The sequence below is a fragment of the Bradyrhizobium sp. SZCCHNR1043 genome, from assembly GCF_032489675.1.
GTDB lineage: Bacteria > Pseudomonadota > Alphaproteobacteria > Rhizobiales > Xanthobacteraceae > Bradyrhizobium.
In genome coordinates, this window is record NZ_JAUEYN010000013.1 from 167,192 (window position 1) to 184,079 (window position 16,888).

Below are 16,888 nucleotides of genomic sequence, written 5' to 3' on the forward strand. Positions count from 1 at the left end.
AACGTCCTCCCGGGAGGCCGCGATCGTTGTTGCGTCGCATGGCTTGTTGCCGACGCTATCAGAAAGTGCCTCGCGCTCAAGGCGCGCTCTGCCGTTCCCGGAACATCGCAGCGCGCCCCGCGTTGCCCGGCCGAAGAATAAGGAGCAAGGCCATGCGCACCTCGACAGCCTTTTTTGCAGGAGCCGGAACGGTCGCCATCGCCGTCGCGGCTGGTCTCGGCGGTGGGCTCATTCTGGCCGAGGGCATGCATCCGCGATCGCCGGTGATGGAATCGACCAAGCTCGAGCGCTCCGGACCGGACGCGCCGTCGCCAAGTCCGACCGCCACCGCGTATCTTGCGGCGACGCAGGCGGCTGCGACGACGCCGATCAAGGTGTCGCCTGCAGCAGCCGAGACGGCGCCTGCGACGTCGGCCTCGGCCAGTCCCGCGCCGTCGCAGCAGGCGGCTGCACCGGACGCGAACGCTGCGCCCGCGGCTTCTGCGGTGGCGGCCACCACCCCGGCCACCACGTCCGACGAAGCCCAGGCCAAGCTCCAGGAGAAGGCCGCAGAAAAAGTTCAGGACGCGGACCTGAAGGCGCGCGGGGCCGAGCGCAAGCGCGTCGTCGAGCAGCGCCGCGCCGACCGGCACCGGCAATATGTCGAGCGCCGGCGCCAGCGCCGCGAGCAGGATCTGCGCGCCGTCGAGCAGGCGGTGCGCGAGGATACGACGCCCCGCGCCTATGCGGCGCAGCCGGTCGGCATGGAGGGGCCGCGCTTCAGCTTCTTCGGCAACGATTGATCGCATGCGGCTGCGTCGTTATCCCTGAGCCGAACAGAGATCAGGGAGGAAGCGCCGTGCGGGAGACTCGATGGGCCGGGCTGCGGACGCGGCTGCGCCTGCCGCTGATCGCAGCGCCGATGTTTCTGGTGTCGGGAATCGAGCTGGTGAGCGCGGCCTGCGCCAACGGCGTGATCGGCGCGTTCCCGACGGTCAATTGCCGCACCCCCGACGAACTCGACGCCTGGCTGTTCCGGATTGCGGATCGGCTTGCGCGCAGCAGCGATACCAGCGGGGCGGCGACTGCGCCGGTCTGCCCGAATCTGATCGTGCATCACTCCAACGCGCGGCTGAAGGACGATCTCGCGGTGCTATTGCGGCACCGGCCGGAGATCGTGATCACATCGGTCGGCTCGCCGGCGAAGGTCGTTGCGCCCTTGCATGATGCGGGCGCGCTGGTGTTGGCCGACGTCGCCTCGATCCGTCATGCCGAGCGCGCCGTGGAAGCCGGCGCCGATGGGCTGGTGCTGCTCACGGCCGGCGCGGGTGGCCAGACCGGCTGGCTCAACCCGTTCGCCTTCGTGCGCGCGGTCAGGGCGTTCTTCGCCGGGCCGATCGTGCTCGCGGGCGGCATCAGCGACGGCGTGGCCTTGCGGGCGGCCGAGGTGCTCGGCTGCGATCTCGCTTATATGGGCACGAAGTTCATCGCCACGCGCGAAAGCATGGCCGATGATCGCTACAAGGCGATGCTGGTGGCAAGCTCGGCCGACGACGTGCTGCTCACCTCGGCCTTCACGGGCCTGCCGACCAGCATGCTGCGGCCGTCGATCGTCGCGGCCGGGCTCGATCCCGAAGCGTTGCCGGCGCGCGGCGCGATCGAGATCGGCAGCGACATCGACATCGCCGCGCGCGAGGCGCGGCCGAAACGCTGGCGCGACATCTGGAGCGCGGGGCACGCGACCTCGGGGGTCACCGACATCCCGTCGGTCGCCGTGCTGGTCGCGCGCACGGCTGATGAGTACGGCGGCGCGGGCGGCCTCCGATCATGAGAGAAAACGTGATGTGTGTCCTTAAGGCACCATTAACCATCGGGTCCCACAATCCGCGGAGCTTGAACTTGGCGGAATCGTGCGATGGGCATCGGGCTACGGCAGGACAAGGAGCGGGCGACGCTCGAGGAGATCCGGATCCGCGTCGGGCATGCTTTGCAGCGGCATCCGCTGTGCCGCAACGTCCAGTTCGACATCATGAGCGTTCCCCGCACCGCTCGCGGCGGGAACTGGACCATCAGCCTGCATTCGGTGGAACCGGCGGCGCTTTGGGAGGCCTCCGACATCGTCGCCGACATCCAGGCCGCGTACGACCTGCCGATGCCGGCCGAGCTGTCTTCGGCGGCGTAAAAAAATATCCGTCATGTTCACAGGGCAGAATGGTGGCCTCTGTGTTTCTGTGGCATCGTAAAGCCTTAATTAACTCCCACTTTTCGGCAAGCTGCGGCTTTCCGCCGGGATACGGAGAATTGCGTGACGAAGTCGATCGCTTTTGTCGCTGTGCTGGGCGTGCTGATCGCAGGCGCGGCCGTGACAAGCGTCCTGATGCGGGACAGCGTGCCTTCGGCCGGTGCGATGATGCCGCCTGTGGTGGCGAAGAGCCCAATCTCCAACCGTGAAGCCAAGGGCGACCGCCTGGCGATGGTCACACTTGCGGCTCCCGAGGTGCAGCAGCCGAGTGCCCCGTCGAAGGCGACGCTGCGTCAGGCCTTTGCCTATGCGCCGTCCGAGCCGGAAATGGCGAAGGCGTCGGCCGTCGTCGCTGCCGAGCCGGTGGTGCCGAAGTCCAAGATTCTCGCCAGGAGCGAGCCGGCCCCGGCGCCGCTGAAGCCGGAGGTGCAGAAGGCCTATTCGTTGCTGTCGGACGGCCAGATCGCGGGCATCAAGGAGCGGCTGCGGCTGTCGTCGAGCCAGGAATATTATTGGCCGGCGGTCGAGACGGCGCTGCGCGCCGTCGCCCGCAAGATCCACGCCGGCCGCCAGGGCGCGGCGAAGCCGGGCGCGGTGGCGATCGATCCGGATTCGGATGAGGTGCAACAGCTGAAGTCGGCCGCGATGCCGCTGCTGTGGCAGCTGCGCGAGGACCAGAAGGACGAAGTGCGGCGGCTTGCGCGCACCATCGGCCTCGACAAGGTCGCAGCCGCGATCTGATTGGTCCGGCCGCGTGAACATCAGAGAAGGCCGCGCATTGCGCGGCCTTCTTGCTTCCAGGGGGTATTTTTTACCTCGCCGGCGGATTGGCCTCCGGATGCCCGCCGCTCTCGGCACCGGCTCCGGTCAGCGACGACGCGGGCGCGGCCGTCGCCCTCGAGCGCCACCGACGCGATCTCGCGGTTGTGTCGCGAGCGCAGGAAGGCCAGGAACGCGCCGGCGGCAATGATGATCGCGGCCGCGAGCGTGAAACATCAGCCAGCTGATGGGTTGATCGCCTTGCACGTCGAACATCCGTCGTGTGAGGGGCGCACGACGTGCAGTCACGTCAAACCCGCATGACAATCTCTGTTCGTTGCAATCGTCGGTGCCGAGAAGGTCTCCCGCCCGGCCCCCAGAAATCTCGCGTCAGCGCCCTTCGCCCGCGGCCCACAGCGCGTCGAGCCCGGCGCGATAGGTCGGGTAAGCGAAGCCGACGCCGAGCTCCTGCTTGGCCCGCGCATTCCGGATGCGGCGGTTGCTGGCATAGAAGCTCCGCGCCATCGGCGACAGCTCGGCGCGGTCGAACGGAAGTTCCGGCGGCGGGGCGATGCCCATCAACGCAGCGGCATAGGCGATGACGTCCTGCGGCGGCGCAGGCTCGTCGTCGACGATGTTCCAGGCGCCGCCTGACCCGCGCTGGATCGCGCCCATGATCGCGCTGGCCGCATCATCGACATGGATGCGGTTGAACACCTGTCCCGGCTTGACGATGCGCCGCGCCCGCCCGGCCCGCAGCTCGACCAGCGCATTGCGGCCCGGCCCGTAGATGCCGCCGAGCCGGAGCACCGCGAGCCGGTCGCCGATCCGCGCGCGCCAGTCCTGCTCGACGCGGACCCGGGCCTGCACCCGGTCGTGCTCAGGCGCCAGCGGCGTGTCCTCGTCGATCCAGCCGCCCTGATGGTCGCCATAGACGCCGACAGTCGAGAGATAGACTACGCGGCGCGCGCGCCCTGCCGTGATGGCGTCGCCGAACGTGGCCAGCACCGGGTCGTCGCCGGCTCCCGGAGGCACCGAGATCAGCACGACGTCGGCGCCCGCGGCTTTCGCCAGCGTCGCGGCCGGCGCCGTGCCGTCGAACAGGTCGATGTCATCAGGCGCCAGCTGCGCGCGCTTGTCGGCGCCGCGCACCGTGCCGCCGACGCGCGCGAACGCGCCGCGGTGCAGTTCGACGAAGCGCTGCGCGGTGTAGCCGAAGCCGATGACGAAGAGGTTCATGGATGCCGTTCACCCGGATGGCGCGAAGAAGCGAGCCTCGAGTTACCCGGCACCGGGTGGCCCGCGCAATTCAAATGACGCGTGCGGAGGTCACAGCCTGCGCCCCTGGCGGTGCTGGCCTGCCGCCCTTGTTATGGCTCCCGTCATGGTCCATGTCGTATGATCAGGTGACAGGAGATGGACTGCCACGATGAATTTCCATTCGATCTACCGGCACGGTTTTGCCCGCGTCGCCGCCTGCGTCACGGCCTCCAGCGTCGCCAACCCCACCGCCAACGCGGCGGCGATCCTGGCGGCGGCGCGCGCCTGCCATGACCAGGGGGCGGCGGTCGCGGTGTTTCCGGAGCTCTGCCTGTCCGGCTACGCGATCGAGGACCTGGTCAAGCAGGATCCGCTGCTCGACGCCGTCCAGCGCGGCCTGCTCACCTTGGTCGAAGCCTCGCACGACCTGATGCCGGTCCTGATCGTCGGCGCGCCGCTGCGCTTCGCCCACCGCGTCTATAATTGCGCCGTCGTGATCCATCGCGGCGAGGTACTCGGCGTCATCCCGAAGAGCTACCTGCCGACCTATCGCGAGTTCTACGAGGGCCGTCACTTCGCCTCCGGCGCCGGCATCCGCGGCGAGATGATCGAGGTCGCCGAGACCATGGCGCCATTCGGCACGGATCTGCTGTTCGCCGCCGCTGACGTCGCCGGGCTCGTCATCGGCGTCGAGATCTGCGAGGACATGTGGATCCCGGTGACGCCGGCGTCCGAGTTGGCGCTCGCCGGCGCCACCGTGCTCGCCAATCTCTCGGGCAGCCCGATCACGGTCGGCCGCGCCGAGTCGCGCTCGCTGCTCTGTCGTTCCACGTCGGCGCGCTGCCTCGCCGCCTACATCTACGCGGCGGCCGGTGTGGGCGAATCCACCACGGATCTCGCCTGGGACGGCCAGACCTCGATCTTCGAGAACGGCATGCTGCTGGCCGAGAGCGAGCGCTTCCGCCAGATCGGCCAGACCATCTTCGCCGACGTCGATCTCGATCTGCTGCGCCAGGAGCGGGCGCTGATGGGCACGTTCGACGACAATGCGCGCGCGCAACGCGCCGGCGTGCACTACCGCCGTATCGGCTTCGAGCTGCAGCCGACCCTCGATGACATCGGCTTCATGCGCAGCATCGAGCGCTTTCCGTTCGTGCCGAGTGATCCCGCGAGGCTCGATCAGGACTGCTACGAGGCCTACAACATCCAGGTCGCCGGCCTGACGCAGCGGCTGCGCGCCACCGGCACCAAGCGCATCGTGATCGGCGTCTCCGGCGGGCTCGATTCCACGCATGCGCTGATCGTCGCGGCGAAGGCGATCGACCTGCTCGGCCTTCCCCGCACCAACATCCTGGCCTATACGATGCCCGGCTTCGCCACGGGCGCGCAGAGCAAGTCCTACGCGCATGCGCTGATGTCGTCGCTTCAAGTCAGTGCCGCCGAGCTCGACATCCGCCCCGCCGCGACGCAGATGCTGAAGGACATCGGCCATCCCTTCGGCCGCGGCGAACAGGTCTACGACGTCACCTTCGAGAACGTGCAGGCGGGCCTGCGCACCGACTACCTGTTCCGCCTCGCCAATGATCGCGGCGGCCTCGTGCTCGGCACCGGCGATCTCTCCGAGCTCGCGCTGGGCTGGTGCACCTATGGCGTCGGCGATCAGATGGCGCACTACAACGTCAATGCCGGCGTGCCGAAGACCTTGATCCAGCATCTCATCCGCTGGGTGATCGCCTCGCATCAGTTCTCCGCCGAAGTGGACCGCACGCTCGAGGCGGTGCTGTCGGCCGAGATCTCGCCGGAGCTGGTGCCGGTGAAGGAGGGCGAGACGCCGCAGAGCACCCAGGCCACGATTGGCCCCTATGAGCTGCAGGACTTCAATTTGTTCTACACGCTGCGCTACGGCATGCGCCCCTCGAAGATCGCCTTCATGGCCCATCACGCCTGGAAAGATGCGGGCGACGGCGCCTGGCCGCCGGGCTTTCCCGCCGACAAGCGTCACGCCTACACGCTCGGCGAGATCAGGAAGTGGCTGGAGGTGTTCCTCAAGCGCTTCTTCGCCTTCAGCCAGTTCAAGCGCTCGGCAATGCCGAACGGCCCGAAAGTGGTCGCCGGCGGCGCCCTGTCGCCGCGCGGCGACTGGCGCGCGCCGTCGGACGGCAACGCCACCGCGTGGCTGGAGGATCTGGAGCGCAACGTGCCCAAGTGACGATCATCTTGCTCGGCCGCCGCGCTTGCCATATCCGAGACGTGCGCGTCCGCCTTTGCGGCGTCGTCATCGACATCGTTGAACGGAGCTGATCATGAGCGTGACCGCCGCCGGCATTTCCTCGATGGCGACGAGGCAGATCCTCGCTGAGCTCGCCGCCGCCTATGAGGAGGCGACCGGCGAGGTGATCACGATCGAATCCGTCGGCGGCGTCGATGCCGCCAAGCGCATCCGCGCCGGCGAAGCGTTCGACTTCGCCGTGCTCGCCTCCGATGCGCTGCAGAAGCTTGAAAGCGACGGCCATCTCGTTCCCGGCAGCATCATCGAAATCGCGGAATCGCCGATGGCGATGGCGGTGCGCGCCGGCAGCCCCAAGCCCGATCCGCTCGACGAGGCCGCCGTGCGCAGGGCGATGGAGAACGCCAAGGCGATCGGCATCTCCACCGGCCCGAGCGGCACGTATGTGCAGAAGCTCGCCCGCGACTGGGGCCTGGAGAGCGAGGGCACTTCGCGCCTGGTCCAGGCCAAGCCCGGCATTCCCGTCGCCAGGCTGCTCGCCGACGGCGAGGTCGAGGTCGGCTTCCAGCAGCTCAGCGAGATGCTCGGCGCGCCCGGCATCGACATCGTCGGCCTGCTGCCCGCGTCGCTGCAGCCCGGCACCGTGTTCGCGGCGGCGTTGTGCAAGGCCGGCGCGCATACCGAGGCGGCGCGGGCCTTCATCGAATATCTCGTCTCGGAGGAGACCGCCGAAACCAAGCGCCAGCACGGCATGACGCCGGTGTGAGGCGCCGGCTCCACAGCCCGCGAAAAAATCCGATCGCCGCGTGTCGTCTCGGCCTTGTCCCGATCGTCTTCCAACCGAACAATCGGGAAGGAGACGGCGGATGAGCACATCGTACTATCGCTGGGTGATCGTGGCGGCCGGGGGCGTGCTCGGCTGCGTCGCCGTCGGCGGCCTGTTCTCGCTGCCGGTGTTCCTCAAGCCGATGGCCGCCGAGACCGGGTGGTCGGTCGCGGGGATCTCCACCGCGATGACGATCGGCTTCCTGGCGATGGCCGTCACCAGCATGGGCTGGGGCACGCTGTCCGACCGCATCGGCCCGCGTCCCGTGCTGCTGATCGGATCGATCCTGCTCGCCGTCAGCCTGCTGCTGGCAAGCCTGACATCCTCGCTGCTGGCGTTCCAACTGCTGTTCGGCCTGATCGCAGGCATCGCGACAGCGGCGATCTTCCCGCCGGTCATGGCGACCGTCACCGGCTGGTTCGACACCCATCGCAGCCTCGCGGTGTCGCTGGTCTCGGCCGGCATGGGCGTGGCGCCGATGACGATGTCGCCGCTCGCGGCCTGGCTCGTCTCCAGCTACGACTGGCGCACCGCGATGCAGTGCATCGCCGCGATCGTGGCCGCCATCATGATTCCCACGTCGCTGCTCGTGGGCCGTCCGCCATCGTCCGCGCCCGGCGACGCCGTCGCGTCGGGTCCCGCCGCCGGGCCGGCCGAGATGACGCGATCGGCGGCGCTGCGCTCGCCGCAGTTCCTGATCCTGCTCGCCACCAACTTCTTCTGCTGCGCCACGCATTCCGGCCCCATCATCCACACCGTGAGCTACGCCGTCACCTGCGGCATCCCGCTGATGGCGGCGGTGACGATCTACAGCATCGAGGGGCTCGCCGGGCTCGGCGGCCGCATCGCCTTCGGCCTGCTCGGCGACCGCTTCGGCGCCAAGCGGGTACTCGTTCTCGGCCTGCTCGCGCAGGCGTTCGGCGCGCTGGCCTATGTGGTCGTGCGCGACCTCGCCGCGTTCTATGCGGTCGCGGCCACCTTCGGCTTCCTCTATGCCGGCACCATGCCGCTCTACGCCGCGATCGCGCGCGACAACTTTCCGCAGAGCATCATGGGCACGGTGATCGGCGGCACGGCGATGGCCGGCAGCCTGGGCATGGCGACGGGCCCGCTGGCCGGCGGCCTGATCTACGACAGCTTTGCGAGCTACACGTGGCTCTATGTCGGCTCCTGGCTGATGGGCCTCGGCGCTGTCATGATGATGATGACCTTCCGGCCGTTTCTCAAGCCGACGTCGCAGACTGGCGCCGTGCCCATGCAAGCGCCGGCCTGACGCTGCTGCATCGCACCTTCACGCGCGCCGTCGGAATCGAACAACAACGCTTGATCCCCCGGCAGGAACTGTGATGTCGCAGCCGGGTTGGGCGAGCGTGGAGTTCAACCGGATGGAGATCGGATCCATGAAGAAGACCCAGCTCGCCATTGCCACCCTCGTCGCCGCCACCCTCGCCGCCGTCCCGCTCGCCGCCCAGGCGAAGCATGCCAAGAAGTACAACGCCGCGACATCGGCGACGTCGTCGCAGACGACCGGCAGCAACATGAAATCCGGCCGCGACTCCACCTCGTCGAGCCAGGGCAATGTGGGGCCGGGCACGAACCAGGCGGGAAGCATGGGGAAGTAGGACCGATTCGTCCGTCGGATTCAGCGTCGGAGTGCCCGGTGCCCGGGCTTTCCGACGCGCGATGGCGCTCCGCGCAGCGATGCAAGACGACGCGCTCCACGTGGCGGGACGCACGAAACCACGGGAGCGAACAAACGTTGCGACCACCAATCGGCCTCGCCAATCGGGCGATGGATCCCGATCAGCAAAACCCGATCACTTCGAGGCTTCCTTGATCTTGTGATCCAAATGTCCGGTGCCGTGGTCCCGGCGCAACTGGCTCAGCGACGTCTCGTTGAGCTGCAGCAGCACATCGCCGAGCTTCGTCGAATCCGGATAGCCGGCCGCAAAGGACTTGCCGTAGATCTTGCGCAACGTGGCGACCAACGTATTGCCGTGCTTCCTGCTGATCTCGCCATCCTTGTCCCGATGGCGGCCGTCGAGTCCCGGTTCCTTCATGCGTCTCTCCCCTGATGCGACTTGCGCGCTTGGGGAGGAGCCTGCGCTCAATTCGCCCGATTGGCAACGCTGCGGCGCGAAGAAGCGAGAGTGAACAGTATTCTTGGATGCCTTCGCTCTGCATCTATCATCCTCTGTCAGGCGGTGGTGGTGTTAACTATTCCGTCCGCGGTTCGCTCAGCTACCCTACAGGTGGGCTAGGCGCGGCAGTCGTGGTCATGGCAGCGGATGCTGGTCTTCTCGGTGACGTGCTCGGAGCTGGCGAATAGTAAGGATAGAAATTCTGCTCGATGGTCCGCTGCAGGTACTTGTAGCGCGTCTTGTTTGAAAGGCCGGTTTCATCCCTGTTGCGTGAGTAGAATTTGCAGTTTTGGGATGTCGCCCAGTCGGCAAGGTTCCGGGTAGCCGCGGCGAAATCTCGTTCATTGATCTCGATGCCACGCATAAAATGATCCCATCATCTTTCCAAGCCGGATCTTTCGATCGGGTTTGGGCGCATCGCTGACCCGAATCCCGCGATCGCCGAACGTGATATCGAAGATGTATTCCGCTTGTCCCGTCGGCGTCCTCCAGCATGATGGATAGGCGAGGCCGTTTCCATTTCGGCGCATTAGATTGAGCACGTCGAGGTGATACCTCTCCCGTTCAGCTTCCGCCGTTGCAAGTTTTTGGGCAACTTCAGATAGCGGCTTGATCTGGCTCCGCTGCGGATCTTTGCCTAAGGGCTGAGAACATCGACCGCACGCTTCAGAACGGCCGGCGGATCATTAGGACCGATTTCCGACGCCTGCGCGGTGGAAAACGAGTGGAGTGTCTGCGCGCTGTCGAGGCCGAGTGACTTAAACAGCTCAGATTGCTCAGCCCGCTTGGCTGCCTCCCCCTTTGAGGGCTGTCTTTTCCGCTTCCAAGTCTGGGAGCCGTTCGAAACGCTCAACGAGCTGCCGCACGCCGGTGATATCGACCGCGCCACCTACATACAGTACTTGCTGAAGGGGCTTCAGCTGCTCTTCAGCCGCATTAGCTCTGTCCTGCCAAATCTTGAGTTCGGATGTAAGCGTGAGCAGGAGCAGGATCTCCGCCAAAGTTAGCACGAGAATGAGGCCCCGGCGCTGTTCGCGTTCACGGATGGGAGACGCGGTCAATCGCAGTGCGACTCAAGACGCTTGACGGGGTAAGAAAACGGATCACGCCATAGATCCCGTACCTCGCGGGGACAGCTACAAGCCCAGCGCCCTCCAATGGCTTCTTGGCGATCGGAAACCACTGAGCGTTCGTGTCTATCCGATGAACGAGGACAACGAGATGCTCCACGCCGCCGGCTTTTGCATCACGATTGGCCTCAGCGATAGAGAGCTCCACTCGGCAAACGACAATTGAAGAAGGATGTCGAAACAGTATCACGTTGAGGTTGTATTGAGAAGGCTTGAGTGTAAAATCTCTACGATGCCAGATTTCCGATGGGAGCGACGGGCTTCCCAATAGTTCTACTGGCTGAGAGAGGGTTGTGCCGGCATGCCTCTCATTGTCTACCCGCATTGCGACATGCACGTCGCGCTGAAGAAGCCCGCGACTAAGGTGCTGCCGTTCCGCGTGTTCGACCAGGATTTGCCGAGCGGGTCGACGACCTACACGCTGACCGACGTCACCGCGGACTGCAATTTTCGGATCCTGGCGCCGTACAACCCGGTCGGCTCCCGGCTGACCAGCTTCGTGACGATCGATCCTGCGGCGCGCACCATCACCGGCGACGACGTCGGCATCAATCTCGTGGTGATCGAATATGGCCCCGGCTACGTCGTCGCGCGTATCCAGGTGCACGACGATGTGCTCGGCTGGTGGTTCGGCAACTCCTCGATCACCACGGCGCTGCATCCGACGGTCGGCCACAGCCAGCCGACGCTGTGCGCGCTGTTCAGCGACGATCCGACCGGGACCGATCTCGTCGGCGACATCACCGGGCACGGCTTCGTCACGCTCAGCTCGGCCAGCCCCGGCACCTTCGTGGTAGCAAATACGAACAATGAGGGACGGTTGAGGGGCGTGAGCGAGGGGGCGGCCCAGCTCGACGGCAGCTTCCTCGGTGTCAACCAGAGCCTGCCGGTGAAAGTGGTCGACTACGCCAAGACTCGCGACAACATCTCAACGGTGCGCGCCGGCGACCTCGGCAATGCCGCCGAGATGCACAACATCCTGTTCCTCGCCGAAGGCTTTCGCGCGTCCGAGAAGGACAAGTTCGACAAGATTGTGCAGGAAGCGGCGGACGGTCTGTTCTCGCAGAAGCGCCACGAGCCCTACGGCACGCTCGCGGGCAGCTTCAATGTATTCAAGGCCTTCCAGGCGTCGGAAGAGCAGGCGGTGACCTGCGGCTGGCGCGTCAACGACGAGGAGACCTCGGAGCTCGGCAGGGGCGGACCGATTCCGTGGAACTACAGCGTTTCGGACGACAAGAGCATCTACGAGGTCGACGAGCTCGTGGCCCGCGTCGGCCTGCCGCTCCGCAACGAAACTGCGACGTCGGCGCAATTGAAGGCGCGCTGGGCGGGCCAGTCGCTGTCCAACTACGACGCGGCGAAGGTCAACGACACCCTGATCGAAGCGTGGAGGAAGCAGAAATCGCTCGGCATCCTGGAGGCACGTGACACCTTCTACGGCCTGATGCTCGGCTCCCGCTGGGGCGACCAATCGGCGAAGTCCGGCGCCGCTTTGACGATGCCGGCGGCGGATGCGGCGGGCGATGCCAACCTCGCGCCCCTGATCGCCCGCGCCTATCAGTTCTTCAAGCCGGCCAGCGCCACCCGGCACCTTGCCCCGGATCCGCGCCGGCACCCGCCGGAACTCGCTAGGAACGGCCGCGCGAACGTTGCGGCGCCGATCATGGCCTACCTGTCCGGACTGCGGCTCGGGTCGTCGCCGCACACCGCGCTGGGCGCCGAGTGGATACCGGACGGCACCTTCAAGCGCAGCCGCGGCCTGATCGCCATGATCACCAACGAGGACATGATCGGCGGCACCAATTTCAACCAGTCGACCGTGACCGCCAATTCGCTGCAGAGCCTGAAGACGCTCGACTTCGAATATCCGGCGACCAACACGGCGACGAAGAAAGTGATGCGGCGCAAGCCCGCCAGCGACATCGACGCCGACCTCACCGATATCATCGACACGGTTGCGCACGAATTCGGCCATTCCTTCAATCTCGGCGACGAATACGAAACGAGCGCCGAAGACAATGCGACCGCTTCGAGCGAGCACGACAACATCGTCGCGCTCGCCGGCATCTTTCAGGATCCGAACTACGCCGCCAATCACTCCCGTCTGGTCGATCCGTCCAAGGTGAAATGGTTCGAACTTCTCAGGGTCCAGCTTTCGGCCAAGCTGACCCAGGCTTCGACCCAGCAGGGTGGCTCGATCGAGGTCAGGATCGACCCGCGCCAGATCCCGCGCTGGGTGCAGGCGAAGGCGGCCGGCCGCCAGGCGTTTCTCCGCCGCATCCAGATCACGGCGATCGGCCGGCAACTGCCGCTCACGTTCACCGATTCCGATTACCTCGTCAGACTCGACATCGGCGACATCGACCAGAACCTCGGCTCGATCCGGCTCGGCGGGCTGGAATTGCCGCCGGCGCCGTTTCCCGTGTTTCCGAAAGGCTCGCTGCTGTTCGTGCCGCGCCGCGACGATGCGGACGCGCTGGTCTATGTGGTGGAAAAGAAGGTGCGCGACTTCATCGCAGGCAACCATCTGCCGCTCAACAAGGATCCCGACTTCGCTCATGTGAACGACGAGGGCGACGACCCGAAGGACATCCCGAACTTCAAGCCGCCATGCAAGGCGCAGCGGCTGGTCGGCCTGTACGAAGGCGCATACAACTTCACCGGGTTGGTCTATCGTCCGGCCGGCGACTGCAAGATGCGGAACAACAGCGGCACTTTTTGCCATGTCTGCAAATGGCTGATCACCAACCGCGTCGATCCCGCGCTGCACGACGTCGTCGACCGCGAATTCTATCCGGAGGCCAAGAAAAATGGCTGAACCGGGCGCCCTCGAAACGATCGTCGCCGAGATCGGCAAGCTGCTGCTGCCGCTGCGGGCGGCGGTGGAGTCGCCGGCCGCGTTCCAGGGCCTGCTGCTCAAGCTGGGCTGGGATTCCGACGTGATTCCGAAGCCGATCGCCGATCTCGCGGTCGACTTGCAGCTGCTGTTCGATCGGCTCCAGGCGCTGGTCGGCGGCGGGCTGTCGCTCGACGGCGAAGTGGCGTCCGACGGCGAGACGACGGTCGTGTCCGGATCGCTCGAAGACGCCTTCAAGACCATCGAGGCGATCGCCGGCGTCGTGCAGGCGATCGACGACCTCGTTTCGGCGCCCGGCGGTGCATTTTCGGCGACGCTGAACGCCGATAATTTCAAGGGCGAGTTTCCGGGGCAGCTCGTCGGCTATCTCTTCATCACCTATCTGCGCAACCATCATCCGGGCATCGGTTTCGCGCTGCAGGCGCTCGGTGTCATCCGCACCCGCTATACCGCGCCCGCCGGCAACCGCCCGGACTACATCGACTACAGGTTCAGCTTCCCGGACCTGCCGAAGATCGTCTCCGACCCGGTGACGCTGTTCGAGAACGCCTTCGGCTGGGGCACCGACAGCTTCGACTTCTCCAGCTTCGCGCGGCAGATCGACAGCCTCGCGGCCGGGCTCGGGCTCGACGTCCGGATGGTGGAGGTGCCGGATCGGGTCGCGCGCGCGCTCGAAGGCGGCCCTCCGACCGGGCGTGCCGCCGTGCGCAAACGGCTGCGCTTGGTGTTCTTCGAGCGGGCGCGCGACGCGGGACGGCTATCGGCCGAGCTCGGACTGTTCCCGCTGCCGAAGTCCGGGAGCGAGAAGCCGGGCTTCGCGCTGCTGCCGTCGTTCAGCGGGCTGCTGTCGGTGCGGATGCAGCTCGGTCCGACGATCGCGGTGACGATCTCGAGCGACCTCGATCTCACCGGAGGTGTCGGCCTGATGGTGCGGCCGGGCAGCGGCATCGACATGGTGATCGGCTTCGCAGGTAGCGGCGCGCCGACGTCGGCCAAGGGCACCGCGCGCGTCGAAGTGGAATACTCCGCCGTCTCCGGCAGCCCGACCATCGTTCTTGGCACCGGCGAGGGCACGCGGCTCGAATACCAATCGGTGAGCGGTGCCGGCGGTTTCACGCTGGTGGCGGGCAAGGACGTCGAGGTGTTCGCCGAGGCGGACCTCAAGGGCCTCGCTTTCGTCCTCGACGCGTCCGGCTCGGACGGCTTCATCTCGACCATCCTGTCGGGTATCTCGACGCGGTTCGAGTTCGATCTCGGCCTCGGCGTCGCCTATCCGCGCGGCGTGTATTTCCGCGGCACCTCGCATCTCGAGATCCAGATCCCAGCGCATATCGACCTCGGTCCGATCCAGGTGCAGGGACTGACGCTCGCGGTGACACCGTCGGGTGACGGCCTCCCGATCGATATCGGCGCGACGCTGAAGGCGGCGCTCGGTCCGCTGGTCGCGGTGGTGGAAAACATCGGGCTGCGGACCGATCTCGCTTTTCCGGGGAGCGGCGGCAATCTCGGCCCGATCGATCTATCCTTCGGGTTCAAGCCACCGAACGGCGTCGGGCTGTCGATCGATGCCGGGGCGGTGAAGGGCGGCGGCTATCTCTTCATCGATCCGGACCGCGGCGAATATGCCGGCGCGCTGGAACTGAAGATCCTCGACTTCCTCTCGGTGACGGCAATCGGCGTCATCACCACCAAGATGCCGGACGGGTCAAAGGGCTTTTCCTTCATCGCCATCATCACGGTCGAGTTCAATCCCGGATTGCAGCTCGGCTTCGGCTTCACCCTGCTGGGAGTCGGCGGACTGGTCGGGCTCAACCGCTCGATGGACCTCGACGCGCTAGTCAACGGCGTGCGCGCCGGCTCGCTGGACTCGGTGCTATTCCCGCACGACGTCGTCGCCAACGCGCACCGGATCATCTCCGACCTCCGCACCTTCTTCCCGCCAGAGCAGGGGACCTTCCTCATCGGCCCGATGGCGAAGTTCGGCTGGGGCACGCCGACGCTGATCAGCCTGTCGCTCGGGATCATCATCGAGATTCCCGGCAACATCGCCATCATCGGCAAGCTGACGGTGGCGATCCCGGACGAGCGGCTGCCGCTCATCATCATCCAGGTCGCCTTCATGGGCGCGATCGAATTCGACAAGAAGCGCGGCTGGTTCTTCGCCATCCTGTACGAATCCCGCGTAATCTTCATGCCGCTCGACGGCGGCATGGGCGTGCTCGCGTCGTTCGGCGGCGACGCTACTTTCATCGTCTCCGTCGGCGGCTTCCACCCGGCCTACAATCCACCGGCGCTGCCGTTCCCGCCGATCCCCCGGATCGCGATCAACATCCTCAACACGCCGGTGGCCCGCATCCGGGTCGACGCCTATTTCGCGGTGACGTCGAACACCGTGCAGTTCGGCGCACATGCGGAGCTGTATTTCGGCGTCTCGATCGCCAACATCGAGGGCCATCTCGCCTTCGACGCGCTGTTCCAGTTCTCGCCGTTCTATTTCATCATCACGATCTCTGCCTCGCTGTCGGTGAAGCTGTTCGGCGCGGGGCTGTTCAGTATCCGCTTCCGCGGCTCGCTCGAAGGCACATCGCCCTGGCACGTCGAGGGCACCGGGAGCATCTCGCTGCTGTTCTGGGACGTCGACGTCGACTTCTCCCACACCTGGGGCGACAAGGAGGACACCAGCCTTCCGCCGGTCTCCGTGCTGCCCCTGCTGGTGGCGGAATACTCGAAGGCGGAGAACTGGACTGCCGCGCTGCAGAACAGCAGCAGGCTGTTGGTGACGCTCAAGACCGTGGACGCGGGCTCCGACCTTGTCCTGCATCCGGTCGGTTCGCTCAAGATCACCCAGCGTGCGATCCCGCTCGGCATCACCCTCGACAAGATCGGCGCGCAGCGCCCGGACGACGCCAATTACTTCTCCGTCGCGACCGCGACGTCGGGAATCGAGAAGCGCGCCACCATCCGGGAGTCGTTCGCGATCGCCCAATTCAAGGACCTCAAGGACGGCGAGAAGCTCAGCGCGTCCGACTACGAGGCCGAGGAGGCGGGGCTGGAGCTGTCGGTCACTGGCAACCAGGCAAAGACCAGCTATGTCACCAAGCGCATCGCCCGCTACGAAGAGATCATCGTCGACAACAATTTCAAGCGGGCACGCCGGCGCTTCGTCACGCTCATCTCCGGGCTGTTCACGCACTTCCTGGCCAACAACGCCGTGGCGCGGTCCGAGATCTCGGCGAAGTCGCGCGATCTGAAGCACGCATTCGACGACAAGATCGCGGTCGATCAGGCGTCCTATGTGGTGGTGAGCCTGGCCGACAATTCGCCGATCGCCGGCGCGCCTGCGTCGTTCCAATCGCGCGCCAGCGCCGGTGAATTCATGGCGGCGGAGACGCGGCGTAATCCGAATTTCGCCAGCGAGGCCCATATCGTGCGCCCGCACGAGATGAAGCGCGCGGCGTAGCGGAGGC

13 protein-coding genes are annotated in these 16,888 nt (G+C 66.1%); 10 read left to right on the forward strand and 3 right to left on the reverse strand.

What is annotated here, in order from left to right; all coding sequences use genetic code 11:
- Positions 1-152 precede the first annotated feature (152 nt).
- The 4 genes from QX039_RS23285 to QX039_RS23300 all read left to right on the forward strand — a co-directional run bounded on the left by QX039_RS23285 (position 153) and on the right by QX039_RS23300 (position 2,962).
- Positions 153-782 carry a hypothetical protein gene (locus QX039_RS23285; protein ID WP_315758837.1) on the forward strand — a complete coding sequence of 210 codons (630 nt, stop codon included), beginning with the start codon at positions 153-155 and terminating at the stop codon, positions 780-782.
- A gap of 56 nt (positions 783-838) precedes the next feature.
- Positions 839-1,810: a nitronate monooxygenase gene (locus QX039_RS23290; RefSeq protein ID WP_315736146.1), complete on the forward strand. Its 972-nt coding sequence runs from the start codon at positions 839-841 to the stop codon at positions 1,808-1,810.
- 84 nt (positions 1,811-1,894) lie between these two features.
- A complete protein-coding gene (locus QX039_RS23295; RefSeq protein WP_315772726.1) occupies positions 1,895-2,161 on the forward strand; it encodes a hypothetical protein in 267 nt (88 codons plus the stop codon).
- Positions 2,162-2,341: 180 nt separating this feature from the next.
- Positions 2,342-2,962, forward strand: a complete 621-nt coding sequence (locus tag QX039_RS23300) for a hypothetical protein (protein WP_315737021.1) — start codon at positions 2,342-2,344, stop codon at positions 2,960-2,962.
- 408 nt (positions 2,963-3,370) lie between these two features.
- Here QX039_RS23300 and QX039_RS23305 read toward each other — a convergent pair whose 3' ends face one another.
- Positions 3,371-4,219, reverse strand: coding sequence for an SDR family oxidoreductase (locus QX039_RS23305; protein ID WP_315736148.1), 849 nt, complete (start codon positions 4,217-4,219; stop codon positions 3,371-3,373).
- A 190-nt stretch (positions 4,220-4,409) separates the two neighbouring features.
- On the opposite strand from QX039_RS23305, the gene QX039_RS23310 reads away from it, so the two are divergent.
- The 4 genes from QX039_RS23310 to QX039_RS23325 all read left to right on the forward strand — a co-directional run bounded on the left by QX039_RS23310 (position 4,410) and on the right by QX039_RS23325 (position 8,915).
- A complete protein-coding gene (locus QX039_RS23310; RefSeq protein WP_315736149.1) occupies positions 4,410-6,449 on the forward strand; it encodes an NAD(+) synthase in 2,040 nt (679 codons plus the stop codon).
- A gap of 94 nt (positions 6,450-6,543) precedes the next feature.
- On the forward strand, positions 6,544-7,233 hold the full coding sequence (locus QX039_RS23315) for a substrate-binding domain-containing protein (RefSeq protein WP_315736150.1): 690 nt from the start codon (positions 6,544-6,546) through the stop codon (positions 7,231-7,233).
- A gap of 100 nt (positions 7,234-7,333) precedes the next feature.
- Positions 7,334-8,566 carry an MFS transporter gene (locus QX039_RS23320; protein ID WP_315772728.1) on the forward strand — a complete coding sequence of 411 codons (1,233 nt, stop codon included), beginning with the start codon at positions 7,334-7,336 and terminating at the stop codon, positions 8,564-8,566.
- 127 nt (positions 8,567-8,693) lie between these two features.
- A complete protein-coding gene (locus QX039_RS23325; protein ID WP_315772729.1) occupies positions 8,694-8,915 on the forward strand; it encodes a hypothetical protein in 222 nt (73 codons plus the stop codon).
- Between the two features lie 195 nt (positions 8,916-9,110).
- On the opposite strand, the gene QX039_RS23330 is transcribed toward QX039_RS23325, so the two are convergent.
- Positions 9,111-9,353, reverse strand: a complete 243-nt coding sequence (locus QX039_RS23330) for a hypothetical protein (protein WP_315772731.1) — start codon at positions 9,351-9,353, stop codon at positions 9,111-9,113.
- Positions 9,354-10,210: 857 nt separating this feature from the next.
- A complete protein-coding gene (locus QX039_RS23335) occupies positions 10,211-10,495 on the reverse strand; it encodes a hypothetical protein (RefSeq protein WP_316219529.1) in 285 nt (94 codons plus the stop codon).
- 370 nt (positions 10,496-10,865) lie between these two features.
- Here QX039_RS23335 and QX039_RS23340 point away from each other — a divergent pair, with 370 nt between their 5' ends.
- Positions 10,866-13,382, forward strand: a complete 2,517-nt coding sequence (locus QX039_RS23340) for a M64 family metallopeptidase (RefSeq protein ID WP_315772735.1) — start codon at positions 10,866-10,868, stop codon at positions 13,380-13,382.
- Positions 13,375-16,881, forward strand: a complete 3,507-nt coding sequence (locus QX039_RS23345; RefSeq protein WP_315772737.1) for a DUF6603 domain-containing protein — start codon at positions 13,375-13,377, stop codon at positions 16,879-16,881. The genes QX039_RS23340 and QX039_RS23345 overlap by 8 nt, the downstream gene beginning before the upstream one ends.
- Positions 16,882-16,888 lie beyond the last annotated feature (7 nt).

What these genes read in the sequence shown, in the direction of transcription:
- QX039_RS23330 (WP_315772731.1), bottom strand. Translation starts at nt 9,353, where the DNA reads ATGAAGGAACCGGGACTCGACGGCCGCCATCGGGACAAGGATGGCGAG.
- QX039_RS23310 (WP_315736149.1), top strand. Translation starts at nt 4,410, where the DNA reads ATGAATTTCCATTCGATCTACCGGCACGGTTTTGCCCGCGTCGCCGCC.
- QX039_RS23305 (WP_315736148.1), bottom strand. Translation starts at nt 4,219, where the DNA reads ATGAACCTCTTCGTCATCGGCTTCGGCTACACCGCGCAGCGCTTCGTC.
- QX039_RS23315 (WP_315736150.1), top strand. Translation starts at nt 6,544, where the DNA reads ATGAGCGTGACCGCCGCCGGCATTTCCTCGATGGCGACGAGGCAGATC.
- QX039_RS23295 (WP_315772726.1), top strand. Translation starts at nt 1,895, where the DNA reads ATGGGCATCGGGCTACGGCAGGACAAGGAGCGGGCGACGCTCGAGGAG.
- QX039_RS23340 (WP_315772735.1), top strand. Translation starts at nt 10,866, where the DNA reads ATGCCTCTCATTGTCTACCCGCATTGCGACATGCACGTCGCGCTGAAG.
- QX039_RS23345 (WP_315772737.1), top strand. Translation starts at nt 13,375, where the DNA reads ATGGCTGAACCGGGCGCCCTCGAAACGATCGTCGCCGAGATCGGCAAG.
- QX039_RS23325 (WP_315772729.1), top strand. Translation starts at nt 8,694, where the DNA reads ATGAAGAAGACCCAGCTCGCCATTGCCACCCTCGTCGCCGCCACCCTC.
- QX039_RS23320 (WP_315772728.1), top strand. Translation starts at nt 7,334, where the DNA reads ATGAGCACATCGTACTATCGCTGGGTGATCGTGGCGGCCGGGGGCGTG.
- QX039_RS23285 (WP_315758837.1), top strand. Translation starts at nt 153, where the DNA reads ATGCGCACCTCGACAGCCTTTTTTGCAGGAGCCGGAACGGTCGCCATC.